Annotated in this window: 10 protein-coding genes; 8 read left to right on the forward strand and 2 right to left on the reverse strand. The window is 65.7% G+C overall.

The genetic code is table 11. The features are described 5' to 3' along the window. Entirely contained in the window at positions 1 to 1,383 is a 1,383-nt protein-coding gene (locus AC13F7_RS17550; protein WP_483002478.1) for an aldehyde dehydrogenase family protein, read from the forward strand. A gap of 127 nt (positions 1,384 to 1,510) precedes the next feature. Then, a complete protein-coding gene (locus AC13F7_RS17555; protein ID WP_483002479.1) occupies positions 1,511 to 2,026 on the forward strand; it encodes a DUF6622 family protein in 516 nt (171 codons plus the stop codon). On the opposite strand, the gene AC13F7_RS17560 is transcribed toward AC13F7_RS17555, so the two are convergent. Next, positions 1,956 to 3,071: a LacI family DNA-binding transcriptional regulator gene (locus AC13F7_RS17560; RefSeq protein WP_483002480.1), complete on the reverse strand. Its 1,116-nt coding sequence runs from the start codon at positions 3,069 to 3,071 to the stop codon at positions 1,956 to 1,958. The two genes, AC13F7_RS17555 and AC13F7_RS17560, sit on opposite strands and share 71 nt — an antisense overlap. Positions 3,072 to 3,396: 325 nt before the next feature. On the opposite strand from AC13F7_RS17560, the gene AC13F7_RS17565 reads away from it, so the two are divergent. The 6 genes from AC13F7_RS17565 (at position 3,397) to xylA (ending at position 12,846) form a co-directional block, all read left to right on the forward strand. Beyond that, the gene (locus AC13F7_RS17565; protein ID WP_483002481.1) at positions 3,397 to 6,522 is read left to right on the forward strand and encodes a TonB-dependent receptor; all 3,126 of its coding nucleotides are present in this window, start codon (positions 3,397 to 3,399) and stop codon (positions 6,520 to 6,522) included. A 65-nt stretch (positions 6,523 to 6,587) separates the two neighbouring features. Next, a complete protein-coding gene (locus tag AC13F7_RS17570) occupies positions 6,588 to 7,346 on the forward strand; it encodes a SapC family protein (protein ID WP_483002540.1) in 759 nt (252 codons plus the stop codon). A gap of 3 nt (positions 7,347 to 7,349) precedes the next feature. Continuing rightward, positions 7,350 to 8,369, forward strand: a complete 1,020-nt coding sequence (locus tag AC13F7_RS17575; protein WP_483002482.1) for a cupin-like domain-containing protein — start codon at positions 7,350 to 7,352, stop codon at positions 8,367 to 8,369. Between the two features lie 13 nt (positions 8,370 to 8,382). Continuing rightward, a complete protein-coding gene (locus tag AC13F7_RS17580; RefSeq protein ID WP_483002483.1) occupies positions 8,383 to 9,912 on the forward strand; it encodes a tryptophan halogenase family protein in 1,530 nt (509 codons plus the stop codon). Positions 9,913 to 9,975: 63 nt separating this feature from the next. After that, positions 9,976 to 11,469, forward strand: coding sequence for a xylulokinase (xylB, locus tag AC13F7_RS17585; protein WP_483002484.1), 1,494 nt, complete (start codon positions 9,976 to 9,978; stop codon positions 11,467 to 11,469). A gap of 42 nt (positions 11,470 to 11,511) precedes the next feature. Next, positions 11,512 to 12,846: a xylose isomerase gene (xylA, locus tag AC13F7_RS17590; RefSeq protein ID WP_483002485.1), complete on the forward strand. Its 1,335-nt coding sequence runs from the start codon at positions 11,512 to 11,514 to the stop codon at positions 12,844 to 12,846. Between the two features lie 89 nt (positions 12,847 to 12,935). Here the strand turns inward: xylA and AC13F7_RS17595 are convergent, their stop codons facing one another. Continuing rightward, positions 12,936 to 13,991 (reverse strand): LacI family DNA-binding transcriptional regulator, encoded by a 1,056-nt coding sequence (locus tag AC13F7_RS17595; protein WP_481467392.1) that lies wholly within the window; start codon positions 13,989 to 13,991, stop codon positions 12,936 to 12,938.

Genomic DNA, 13,991 nt, shown 5'->3' on the forward strand with positions numbered 1-13,991 from the left:
ATGTTGACCGTCGTACAGGCCTTTGACCGCGCCCCCATCGCCGAGATCGGGTTCGACACTGCCGCAGCGCTCGAGCGCAAGCTCGACGCCGCCGAGCGGGTCTTCAAGAACCGCGACGGCTGGCTCCATCCGCACCAGCGCATCGCCATCCTGCGCAGACTTGCCGCCTTGATGGACGCCAAGCGCGACCATCTGGCCCTGCAGATTGCACGCGAGGGTGGCAAGCCGTTGCCGGATGCCATCGTTGAAACCACGCGCGCCATCGATGGCGTTCACAACGCCGCCGACGAACTGCGCAACTTCGCCGGCCGCGAAATCCCGATGGGGCTGTCAGCCGCGTCGGAAGCGCGCTGGGCCTTCACCACGCGCGAACCCATCGGCATCGTGGCGGCGATCTCGGCGTTCAATCACCCGCTCAACCTGATCGTCCACCAGGTGGCCCCGGCCATCGCCGTGGGGTGCCCGGTCATCATAAAGCCCGCCTCAGCAACCCCCTTGTCCTGTCTGGAGTTTGTGGCGATGGTGCATGAGGCTGGACTGCCCGAGCCGTGGTGCCAGAGCTTCCTGCCGGAGGGCAATGATCTGGCCGAAGCGTTGGCCACCGACAAGCGCATTGCCTTCCTCAGCTTCATCGGCTCGGCGAGGGTAGGGTGGTCGCTGCACGCCAAGCTGGCACACGGCGCACGCTCGGCGCTCGAACACGGCGGGGTGGCACCGGCCATCGTCGACCGCAGTGCGGACCTGGGCAGAATCATCGAGCCGATCGTCAAGGGCGGCTACTACCACGCCGGCCAGGTGTGCGTGTCCACGCAGCGCATCTTCGTCCACCACGACATTGCCGACGACTTCACCGGGGCCCTCATCGCCCGGGTCGAGCGGCTGCGAACCGGCGACCCGACCCTGAAGGACACCGAGGTGGGCCCACTGATCCAGCCGCGCGAGGCGGACCGCGTCGCCGAATGGATCGAGGAGGCCGTGCGCGGCGGCGCGCAACTCGCCACGGGCGGCAAGCGACTCTCCGAGACCACACTGCAGCCCACCGTGCTGCTCGATCCGGCCAGCGACGCGCGGGTGACCACGCAGGAAGTCTTCGGCCCGGTGGTGGCCGTCTATCGCTACACCGACCTCGACGAGGCAATCGCGCGCGCCAACTCCCTGCCTACCGCCTTCCAGGCCAGCGTGTTCGCGCAGGATATCGACATCGCCCTGCGCGCCGCCAACCGGCTGGACGCCTCGGCCGTGATGATCAACGACCCCACCGCGTTCCGCACCGACTGGATGCCGTTCGCCGGCCGCCGCGAGTCTGGCTACGGCACCGGGGGCATTCCGTACACGATGCGGGACATGTCGCAGGAGAAGATGATCCTGATGCGGCGGGGCTGAGCCGCCCTGTACTCCCAGATGCCTGACAGCTGTCACTTGTGATGGGTGGGTGCAACGCGGGAATGTTGCCACTCCCGCACGGCACTCCATGGCCGGCACCCCTCTACATCAAGGACGTTCTGTGAGCATGCTGCAGCAACTCGTGTCGAATACCCCCGTGTGGGTCTGGGCGATCCTGATCTTCCTGGTCACGCGTGGCGTCGCCGCCATGAAGCCCGGCGAAACCTCGCTTACCAAGCTGGCCATCGTGCCGGCGCTGTTCACGGCGTGGGGCGTGTGGTCGCTGGGCCATCGCTTCGGCGCGTCCTGGGAGGCCTGGGGCGAGTGGCTGGTGGGCATCGCGGCAGGCATGGGTCTGGGATGGTTGCTGGTGCGGCGGGCAGCGCTGACGCTCAATGCGGCGTCGGGGACGCTGTGGCGCAGTGCGGATTACAGCCTGCTGCCGTTGCTGCTGGTCACCTTTGCGGTGAAGTACGGCTTCGAGGTCGCGCTCTCCGTGTCCCCATCGCTCAACGTCGATGCCGGCTTCCGTGCCGCCTACCTGCTGCTGTCAGGTGGGTTCACCGGCATCTTCATCGGGAAGTACCTGCGATACCTGCGTGCATCGCGCCAGGTCCCAGCTGCCGTGATGCCGACCGTGTAGGACGGGCGACGGACGCGCGCGTGACCAGCTGGTGCGCAAGGACCTGATTGATGGTGCCCCGCGCCGAGGAGGCGGGGCGTCGGATCTCCCGCAGGAGGATGTCGATGGCGGTGTCGGCCATCTCCGCCACGGGCTGATGGATGGTGGTCAGTTCCGGCCACACCATCGTGGAGGCGGAGGTGTCATCGAAGCCCACCACTGACAGGTCACGCGGCACATCGAGGCCGCGACGATGCGCGACGGAAACCACGGCCGAGGCCATGTCATCGTTGCTGGCAAAGATCGCGCTGGGCGGCAGACGAAGCGCCAACAGCCGTTCGGCCGCCTCCAGCCCCGAGCGATACGTGAAGTAACCGGGCTGGATGAGTGTGTCGTCATAGCCGATCCCCGCATCGGCGAGCGCATCGCGGTAGCCCTGCCAGCGGTGCGCACTGGCCGTCTGGTTCGGATCGCCGGTGATGTAGCCGATGCGGGTATGCCCGTGCGCGATCAGATGCGACACCATCTCATGGCTGGCGCGACGATCATCGATGCGCACGCAGGACAACCTGTCGCTGAAATGGCTGGACGCGATGGAGACGACGGGAATGCCCGCGGTCACGAATTCGTCGACGATATCTTTCGATTCGCACAGGGGCGGAGGAAGAATCACGCCCGCCACGCTGCTGGCAAGTTGCCGCGCGGCGTCGCGACGCGCCTGGACGCCCAGCTCATCCCAGCTGGCGATCACCAGCTGCGCCGCGGCCCGGGTGGAGCCGCGCAGCGCGCCGACCAGCAGTTCGCGCAGGTAGCTGGCGCTGGGATTGGTATAGATCAACGCGATGCAGGTGTGTTGCGCTGCCGCCAGCGTGCTGGCCGCCAGATTGGGCCGGTAGTCCAGTTCGCGCACGCTGCGCATGACGCGCGCGCGGTTGCCTTCGCGCACGCCGGCATGGCCGTTGATCACGCGCGACACCGTCATGGCCGAGACGCCTGCATGCGCGGCAACATCATCGATGGTGATGGCGCTTGCCTTGCGGCGGGCCGCTTTGGGGCTGTGCTTCACGACGTGGACTCCTTTGCTGCGCTGCATGATGACAAGCCCGACCACGGGTGATTAGTCTTCGCCCGTGACGTGATGGTAGCGCTACCACTGTGCCGGGGTAAGGCCAGCGGGTACCCCCCCCTTTACCACGCGGCTGTTCTGGCAAGCCTGAAAGCGAGTGTGAGTCGCGGCACGCGCACAGCGCGCTGCGATGTTCGGTGTGGAAGACGGGCATCGCCCGTACGTGCCCCCAGGAGGGGCGGTACATCCATTCGATCGTTATGTCAGAGGGGAGAGTCATGAGCGCGTTTACTGTCCGTCGTACGCCAGACCGGAGGGCTCGTTCATGAGCCGCACGTTGGCGAAGTTCACCTCCAGGGCCATGTTTACGTTTGTCGGTGGCGTTCTGGTCATCAATCCCGCATTCGCACAGGATCCGGCATCGTCGGCACCCGTCGCCCAGCCGCAGGCCAGCCCGACACAGCTGGATACCGTCCAGGTCACCGGCATCCGCAACAGCCTCAGCCAGGCCATGGACATCAAGCGCGACGCGCCTGGCGTGGTGGATGCCATCAGTGCCGAGGACATCGGCAAGTTCCCGGACACCAACCTGGCCGAGTCGCTGCAGCGCATCACCGGTATCTCCATTGAACGCCGTGATGGTGAAGGTGCACAGGTCACTGCGCGTGGCTTTGGTCCACAGTTCAACATGGTCACGCTCAACGGGCGGCAGATGCCGGGCGCGGATGCGTTCGGCGCGTCCGGTCAGGTCGCCATCGGCGGTGTGGACGGAGGTACCCGTGCCTTCAACTTCGCCCAGCTGGCCGCCGAATCCATCAATGGCATCGAGGTCTACAAGACCAGCCAGGCCAATGTCCCCAGCGGCGGTATCGGCGCCACCATCAACATCCTGACCGGACGCCCGTTCGATCATGACGGCACCGTCGCCAGTGCCGGCGCCAAGGTCGTCTCCGACCAGAGCCAGCCGTTCGACAGCGACCTGACGCCCGAACTGTCCGGCATCTTCAGCTACAGCAACCCGGACAAGACCTTCGGCGTTGGCGTGAGTGCGAGCTACCAGAAGCGCAAGGGTGGCTCGGTGCAGGCCACCAACAACTACTGGAACATCCAGCCGTGGACCGGCACGATGCCCGGCAACCCGACCGTGGTCAATGCACCGGCGGTGGGCGCGCTGTACGGTCGTCCGAACGACCTTCGCTATGCGTTCTCCGAGTTCGAGCGCGAGCGCATCAATGGCCAGGCGGTGCTGCAGTTCGCACCGACCGATGCGGTGACCCTGACCCTGGACTACACCTATTCGACGAACGAGATCACCGAGAATCGTGGCGAACAGGGCATGTGGCTGCAGAACAGCAATTACACCGATGTCACGTTCGACACCAGCGGTGCGGTCGCAACCCCGATCTATATCCGTGAAATCGCCGGGACCAAGGATTTCGGGCTTGAACAGCAGCGCAGCATGCAGAAGTACAAGCTGGGATCGCTCGGCTTCAATGCACTGTGGAACGTCACCGACCGGTTCAAGCTGACCTTCGACGCGCACAATTCAAAGAACGAAAGCCGACCGAACGATCCGCTCACCGGCGGCGGCTCCATCTTCAGCAGCATCGCCGGCACCAACAACTGCACCACCGGGCCGCATTGCGGTGGGTCGTGGGTGCAGGAGATGAACTTCAACAACGGCTTGCCCGTGGGCACCCAGGTCTGGTACCCGAGCACGGCCGATGCCATCGCCAAGACCAACGGCGTGGTCAACCCCGGCTTCGTGCCGGGCGAGATTGGTTCGCAGGTGCTGCGCATCAATTCGCAGACCCAGGTCAGCGAGATCAAGCAGGGACGCGTCGACGGTGAATGGAGCTTCGACCGGGGGCGCTTCCAGTTTGGCGTCGACTCCAGCAAGCAGACCACCCACCGGATCCAGGCCGCGGAGAATTACAACACCCTGGGCGACTGGGGCGTGGCCAACGTTGACGGGGATGTGGCCAACGGGCTGATGGACCTGCTGCAGCCGGTCAACATCGTCGGGTTGTTCAACGACTTCAGTGCCAACAGCTTCACCGCCTGGCGCGGCGATGCGGGCCGCTTGGCGCAATGGGCGGCGGACAACTATGGCGCCAGTCTCGGCGTGAGCCCGCAGCGCGCCGCCGATAACCTGGTGGAGGAGAAGACCAAGTCGGCTTATTTCCAGGTCGAGCTGGACGGCGAGCTGGGCGGCCTGCGCACCAATACCCGCCTGGGCGTGCGCTATGAGACGACCGATGTGGTGTCAACGTCCGTCATCGCCATCCCGGAAGCCATCGAGTGGCAGTCCAACAACGACTTCCGCGTGGTGTTGTCCGACGAGCAGCAGCCGTTCACCGAAAAGAACAGCTACAGCTACATCCTGCCCAACCTCGACTTCAGCATCGACCTCATGGACGATCTGAAGGCACGCGTCTCGTTCGGCAAGAGCATCGCGCGCGCGCCGATCGGCAACCTCTACGCAGGCCCGACCGCGCAGCAACCGTTTGGCTCGGTGCTGATCGATCCGTCTTCGCGGGCCAGCGGCACGGCACAGAACCCGCAGCTGAAGCCGCTGGAGTCGGACAATCTCGACCTGGCGCTGGAGTGGTACTTCGCCGACGCGAGCTACGTGTCGTTGACGTACTGGAACAAGTCCGTCAACAACTTCATCGGCAACACCATCGTGCAGGAGAATCTGTATGGGCTGAGGGATCCCACCGCCGGTCCGGATGCGCAGGCTGCCTTGGCGTTCCTCAACAGCGGCGCCTGTATCACCCAGGTCGGTGCGGCCAATGCGGCGGCCTGCTCGGCCAACGATACGGCCCTGTTCACCGCGCTGGCGTTGCTGCGCAACAATCCGGCCGGACTGGGCGCCTATAACGGTACCGACGCGCAGGTTCTGGCGACCGAGGCGGCCTATGACCTTTACGGGGAGGGCGATGATCCGCTCTACCAGTTCAGCGTCAACCGTCCCATCAACCAGAACCAGGCAAAACTGCACGGTTGGGAGCTCGGTGGCCAGTACTTCTTCGGCGATACCGGCTTTGGCGTCCTCGCCAACTACACCCTGGTGGATGGCGATGTCGGCTACAACAACGGGGGCGATCCGCTCATCGACCAGTTCGCGCTGACCGGCCTCAGTGACACCGCAAACGCCGTGCTAATGTACGAAAAATATGGTTGGTCGGTACGTTTGGCGTGGAACTGGCGTGACCAGTACCTGATCCTCGCCAACCAGGGAACCAGTCGCAATCCGTACTACGTGGAAGCGTACGAACAGTGGGATCTCAGTGTGAACTACACCCTGGATGATCACTGGTCGTTCGGTCTTGAGGCGATCAACCTGACCGGTGAGGACGTCCGTTGGCGCTCGCGCACCTCGCAGATGATCGTGAAGCTGGCGGACCAGAGCCCGCGTTACATGCTCGGCGTTCGTTACAGGTTCTGAACGGTGGGTGCCGCTGCAGAGGCAGCGGCACCTGTTCACGGCTCCTGATGGGATTGGACAACACCATGCCGCGTTACGAAATGCTCAACAACATCGCCCATCGCGACCTGCGTGTGACCACCAGCTTCGGGGCCGAGTTCGGCGATGCGGTGGGCATGGTGCCTGCCTACCCGAGTGAGTTCGCCGAGCTGCAGCGCGAGTATCCGCTCTTCCTCCGCAAGGACACCACGACAGGTGACTGGCAATCGGTGGCGCTGCTTGGGTTCGAGCAGCACGAAAATCTGTTCCTGCAGGACGGTCGCTGGAATGCGTCCTATCTGCCCGGGGCTGCGGCCAAGGGGCCGTTTCTCATCGGTTTCCAGGAGAGCCGGATCGACGGCGCGCTTACCCAGCAAGCCGTGTTGCACGTAGACCTGGACCATCCGCGCGTCAACGCGATGCAGGGTGAGCCGGTGTTCCTGCCGCAGGGCGGCAACACCCCCTATCTGGACCACATCGCAGGCGTGCTGCGCGGGATTCACGATGGCCATGCGTTTGGCGCGCAGATGTTTGCCGCGTTTGAGGCACATGGCCTCATTCAACCGGTCACGCTCGACGTGCAGATCGATCCGGAGCACCGCGTCGGCGTAAAAGGCCTGCATGCGATCGACCGTGATCGCCTGGCCTTGCTGGATGGCCCCGCGCTGGCCGAACTCAATCGCGCAGGCTACCTGGAAGGGGCTTACCTGATGCTCGCATCGCTGCACAACATGCGACGCCTGATCGCCGAAAAGCAACGTCGCCTGCGCATGTCCGAGAGTACTGTCGCCGCGGGCAGGAACTGACCGGTGCTCGACGCTGTTGCCATGCAGATACTGGAAGACCTGGATCCAGGCGCGCTTCCGCTGGCGGCGCTGGTGGCCGGCGGGGAACCGATGGTGCTGCGCGGGGCCGTACGTGACTGGGCGCTGGTCCAGGCCGGGCTGCACTCCACGCAGCAGGCCATGGACTATCTGCGGGGCTTCGAGGCAGGCGTGCCTGTGCCGTACTCCTTCGGCGGGCCGGAGATCGACGGACGTCCGTTCTACACCGCGGATTTCACCCAATTGAATGTCGAGGTCCGGCGCGGGCTGCTGACGCAGGTGCTCGACGAGATTGCCGGGACCCTTGATGCGCCACGGCCGCCTACCTACTACGTCGCGTCGCTGCTGATCGATCGGGCACTGCCGGGGTTCGCGCAGCACAACGATGCCGGCCTGGCCGGGCAGGGCATCGACGCCTCGGCGAGCATCTGGATCGGCAACCGCGTGACCGCATCCTGCCATTTCGACACGCCCGACAACCTGGCGTGCTGCGCCGTCGGCCGGCGCCGGTTCACCCTGTTTCCGCCGGAGCAGATCGACAATCTGTACCCGGGCCCGCTGGACCCCACGCCGGGGGGACAGGTGGTCAGCGTGGTGGATTTCGATCGTCCGGATTTCACGCGCCATCCCCGGTTCCGTGATGCATTGGCGAGCGCACGGACCGCCGTGCTTGAGCCCGGCGATGCGATCTTCATTCCGAGCATGTGGTGGCATCACGTACGCAGCCTCGAGCCATTCAACGTGCTGGTGAACTACTGGTGGCGCAGCTCGCCGGGTTTCCTTCCCTCCCCGCTGCCGGCGCTCCAGCATGCGATGTGGGCGCTGCGCGATCTGCCGGCACGCGAGAAACAGGCGTGGGCAGCGATCTTCGATTACTACGTGTTCGGCCCCGCCGAGCGCGCAGGGCAGCACCTGCCCGACGCCGCTCGGGGTGAACTGGCAACGTTCGACGAGACGCAGGCGCGCCGCACGCGCGCCCAGTTGCTGGCTCGACTCAACCGCTGATGGGAGCATCGCATTGAACGTGGCGAACGCATCGCAAGGACGGATCCGCAAGGTCGTCATCGCCGGAGGCGGCACCGCAGGCTGGCTGGCCGGCTGTGCGTTGTCCCATCAGTTCCGCGACCAGCTGGACATCACCCTGGTGGAGTCCGAGCAGATCGGGACCGTGGGTGTCGGCGAATCCACCGTGCCGCCCATCCGTGCGTTCCATCGCTTCCTGCAGATCGATGAGCAGGAATTCCTGCAGGCCGTCGCCGGCACGTTCAAGCTGTCGATCTCGTTCGAGAACTGGCGTCGCCCCGGGGATCGCTTCATCCATCCGTTCGGTACGATCGGGCAGGGGACCTGGGCCACGCCCTTCCACCATTTCTGGCTGGACAGCCTGCGCCGCGGCATGCCCTCGGACCTCGGCGACTTCTGCCTGGAGAGCGTCGCCTCGCGTGGAGACCGCTTCTCGCTGCAGACCCAGCCACAGGTCAACTACGCGTATCACTTCGATGCCGGGCTCTATGCGAAATTCCTGCGGCGCAAGGCAGAAACCCACGGACTGCGACGGGTGGAAGGCAAGATCCGCGAGGTCCGGCAACATGCCCATGACGGCGCCGTGGCGGCACTGGTGCTGGAAGACGGGCAGGTCATCGAGGGCGATCTGTTCATCGACTGCACCGGGTTCCGCGGTCTGTTGACCGAGCAGACCCTGCATACCGGCTACGAAGACTGGAACGAATGGCTGCCCAGTGATCGCGCCGTTGCGGTGCAGACCGAAGCGGTCGGGCCGCCGGTTCCGTACACCCGTGCAATCGCACACGAGGCTGGCTGGCGCTGGCATATCGCGCTGCAGCACCGGGTCGGCTGCGGGCTGGTCTTCTCCAGCCGCCACCTGTCCGATGACGAGGCACAGGCCAAGCTGCTGCGCGATGTTGACGGCCCGCCCCTGCGGGACCCCTGGCTGGTGCCGTTCCGCAGTGGACGCCGCTTGAAAGCCTGGAACAAGAACGTGGTGGCACTCGGGCTTGCCAGTGGTTTCATCGAGCCGTTGGAATCGACCAGCATCCACTTGACCATCAGCGCGGTGGTACGCCTGATCCAGCTGTTCCCGTCCGACGGTATCAGCCCGGCGCTGGTGGACCTGTACAACGAGGTCAGCCGCCAGGAGATGGAACATGTGCGCGATTTCATCATCCTGCACTACCACGCCAACCAACGCGACGAGCCGATGTGGAAGGCGTGTCGCGAGATGGCGCTGCCCGAGTCGCTCGCCGTCCGGCTGCGCGCCTGGCGCGAGCGCGCGCATGCCTGGCAGGACCCCGGGGAGCTGTTCCGCGTGGACTCCTGGACCAGCGTGTTGATGGGGCAGGGGATCCAGCCGGGACCACCGCATCCGCTGGCCGCAGCCATCAATGACGCGGACCTGCGCACGCTGTTGACGCGGCTCCGACAGCCGATCGAGCAGGCGGTCGCGACGATGCCGTCGCAGGCCGCGTTCATCGAACAGTACTGCAAGGCGGCGCAGCAGGTGTGGTCACGGGGCGCGGTGGTGGCGTAACGGAACACCACGCTGTCGCACAGAAATGGTAGCGCTACCTTTTTAACGAACGGAGTGCAGAACATGGATCTGGTGGCCGGAATCGATGCAGGTACGCAGAGCCTCAAGGTCGTGGTGTACGACCCAGCCGGGCGCGGTCTGGTGGCCAGCACCAGCGCGCCGCTGAGCCTGGCCTCCGCCGCCGATGGCAGCCGCGAACAGCAGCCGGCGGACTGGGTGGCGGCACTGCACGCGTGCTTCCATGCCATTGATCCATCGGTGCGATCGCGGATCACTGCGTTGGCCGTCTCGGGCCAGCAACACGGCTTCGTCCCGCTGGATGCGGCAGGGGAGGTCCTCGCGCCGGCCAAACTGTGGTGCGATACCAGCACCTCGGCCGAGTGCACGCAGATCATGGACGCGGCAGGCGGCGTGGCGCGCACGATCGCACTGGCCGGAAACCCGGTCCTGACCGGCTATACCGCCTCCAAGCTGCCCTGGACGAAAACGCACCGCCCCGACGCGTACGCGCGGCTTGCCACCATCCTGCTGCCGCACGACTACCTCAACTTCGTACTGACCGGCCAGCGCTTCTGCGAGTACGGGGATGCCTCGGGCACGGGCTGGCTGGATGTACGCACCCGTACCTGGTCGACCGAGCTGCTGCGCGCGACCGATCCGGCGCGCGACCTGGCCGCCTGCCTGCCGCGCATCGCCGCGCCCGACGAGGTGTTCGACATCGACCCTGCCGCCGCGACCGAACTGGGGCTGTCCAGCGCCGTCAAGGTCGCGGTCGGGGGCGGCGACAACATGATGGCGGCCATCGGCACCGGCTGCGTTTCGCCCGGTCGCCTGGCGATGAGCCTGGGCACCTCGGGCACCCTGTTTGCCTGCGCCGATACGCCGGTGGTCGACCCGGCCGGCGCCTGGGCCGCATTCTGCTCCTCGACCGGCGGCTGGCTGCCGCTGATCTGCACGATGAACTGCACCGTGGTGACCGAACAGGTCGCCGCTGCCTTCGGCTTCAGTACCCGCGACGGCGATGCCCACCTGCGGGCCACCTCGCCCGGGGCCGACGGACTGGTGATGCTGCCGTTCCTCAATGGTGAGCGCACGCCGGACCTGCCGCTGGGCAAGGGTGTGCTGGCCGGTCTAGACACGACCAACATGACGCCGGCGCATATCTACCGTGCCGCCATGGAAGGGGCGACCTACAGCCTGAAGTACGGCTTTGACGCGTTCGTTCGCGCCGGCATGACGTTCGAGCGCATCGTGCTCACCGGCGGTGGCAGCAACAGCGCGCAGTGGCGGCAACTGGTCGCCGATGTGTTCGGCCTGCCGGTGGACGTCCCCACGCAGGCCGAGGGCGCGGCGTTCGGTGCCGCGTTGCAGGCGTTGTGGGCCGTAGGCCGCGCACGCGGCGATACCGCCTCGATCACCGACATCGCTGACCGGCATGTCGCGCTCGCCCCCCAGCTTTCCGCGCGCCCGGATCCGGCACGCACCCAGGCCTACGCCACAGCGTATGCCCGTTTTCTGCGCCATCTCGACGCCCTCACGCCGCTGTATCGCGGCTGATTCTTCTACGCGACCCCTCGCACAACGACAGGACACCGCACCATGAGCATGCAGCCCTTCATCGGCGCCAAGGAATACTTCCCCGGCATCGGCCGGATCCCCTTCGAAGGCCGGGGTTCGGATAACCCGCTCGCCTTCAAGGTCTACGACGCGGGCAAGATCATCGGTGGCAAGACCATGGAGGAGCATCTGCGCTTCGCGGTCTGCTACTGGCACACCTTCTGCAACGCCGGACATGATCCGTTTGGCCCGGGCACGCGGCATTTCCCCTGGGAGGTCGGCTCACCGCTGGCATCGGCCGAGGCGAAGGTGGATGCCGCGTTTGAGTTCTTCACCAAACTGGGCGTGCCGTACTGGTGCTTCCACGATATCGACCTGGCCCCGGACGCCGAGGATGTGGGCCAGTACGAGAAGAACCTGAAACACATGGTGGGCCTGGCCAAGGCGCGCCAGGAAGCGACCGGCATGAAGCTGCTGTGGGGAACGGCCAATCTGTTCTCGCATCCGCGTTACATGAACGGTGCATCGACCAATCCCGATTTTGCGGTCGTCGCGCGTGCCGCGGTACAGGTGAAAGCGGCGCTGGAGGCGACCGTTGAACTGGGCGGCGAGCATTACGTGTTCTGGGGCGGCCGGGAAGGCTATGCCTCACTGGTGAACACCCAGATGAAGCGCGAAGTCGACCATTTCGCGCGGTTCCTGACGATGGCGCGCGATTACGGCCGCAGCATCGGCCTGAAGGGCAATTTCCTGATCGAACCCAAGCCGATGGAGCCGATGAAGCACCAGTACGATTTCGACAGCGCGACGGTGACCGGCTTCCTGAAGGAGCATGGTCTGGACAAGGACTTCAAACTCAACATCGAGGCCAACCACGCAACGCTTTCCGGCCACACCTTCGAACACGATCTGCAGGTGGCCTCGGACCATGGCCTGCTGGGCAGCATCGACGCCAACCGGGGCAACGCGCAGAACGGCTGGGATACCGATCAGTTCCCGACCGATCTGTACGACGCGGTGGGCGCGATGCTGGTGGTGCTGCGCCAAGGGGGCCTGGAAGGCGGCTTGAACTTCGATGCCAAGGTGCGGCGGGAGTCGACCGATCTGGACGACCTGTTCATTGCCCATATCGGCGGCATGGATGCCTTCGCCCGGGGGCTGGAAGTTGCCCATGCGCTGCTTAACGACTCGCCCTGGGAACAGTGGCGCAACGAGCGTTATGCCAGCTTCGACAGCGGTGCCGGCAAGGAGTTCGCCCGCGGCGCGCTCAGCCTCACTGATCTGGCCGCACTGGGTGCCAAGGGCGGCGAGCCCCGCCAGATCAGCGGCAGGCAGGAGCGCTACGAGAACCTGATCAACCAGTACCTGCTGCGCTGAGCGCGGCGCCGAGGAGGAGCGCCATGACCCACCACCCCGTCACGTTCCGAGCGCGGTGTCTGATGGAGGCAAGCGTGGGCCTGGCGCGTTCAACGCTGGGAGGGGCTTGCGACCGAATCGCGCATCACCAGCCGGTGGGGCACGACATGGTCCGTCAGCACGCGCGCATCGTCGGACCTGCGGCGGATAGTGCGCAGCAGGATATCGATAGCCGCATCGGCCATCGAGGCAATCGGCTGATGAAGGGTCGTGAGCTCCGGCCAGACGGTCGTGGCGGCCGAGGTGTCATCGAAGCCCACCACCGACAGGTCGCGGGGCACCTCCAGGCCGCGCCGGTGCGCGACGGAGATCGCCGCAGCGCCCATGTCGTCGTTGCTGGCGAAGATCGCGGTCGGCGGCCGGCGATGGGACAGCAGCGCCTCGGCCGCGGCAAGACCCGAGCGGTAGGTGTAATCCCCCGGCTGGACCAGGTCGGGGTCGACCTCCAGCCCGGCGTCATGCAGGGCGCTGACAAACCCATCGTAGCGTCGCGCACTCGCGCTGAGGTCGTTGCGGCCGCAGATGAAGCCGATCCGGCGGTGACCATGCTGGATCAGGTGTTCAGCCATCTCCTTGCCCGCGTGGAAGTCGTCGATGCGGACGCAGGAGATATCGTCCCTCAGGTGCCCCGATGCGATGGCCACCACCGGGATGCCGGCCATGACCAGCTCGTTCACGGCGACCTGCGACTCGCACAGCGGGGGCGGCAGAATGACCCCGTCCACCCGACCGGCCAAGGCACGCGCGGCCTTGCGTTCGGCGTCGGGATCGAAGTTGTCCCAGTAGTGGATCACCAGCTGGATGGCGGCGTTGGCGGCAACCCGCAGCAGGCCGACCAGCAGCTCGCGCAGGTAGGCACCGCTGGGATTGGTGTAGATCAGCGCGATGCGGGTGTGTTGCGCGGCGGCCAGCGAACTGGCAGCCAGGTTGGGCGTATAGCCCAGTTCGCGCACCGCGCGCAGGACGCGGTCGCGCGTGACATCCCGCACTTTTCCGTGATTGATCGCGCGCGACACCGTCATCGGCGATACCCCGGCCAGGGCCGCCACCTCGTCGATCGTCACGCCACTGGTTTTGCGGCGGACCGATTTCTTCGGCTTGTCCAC

This window comes from Stenotrophomonas sp. K-6 (assembly GCF_056861555.1).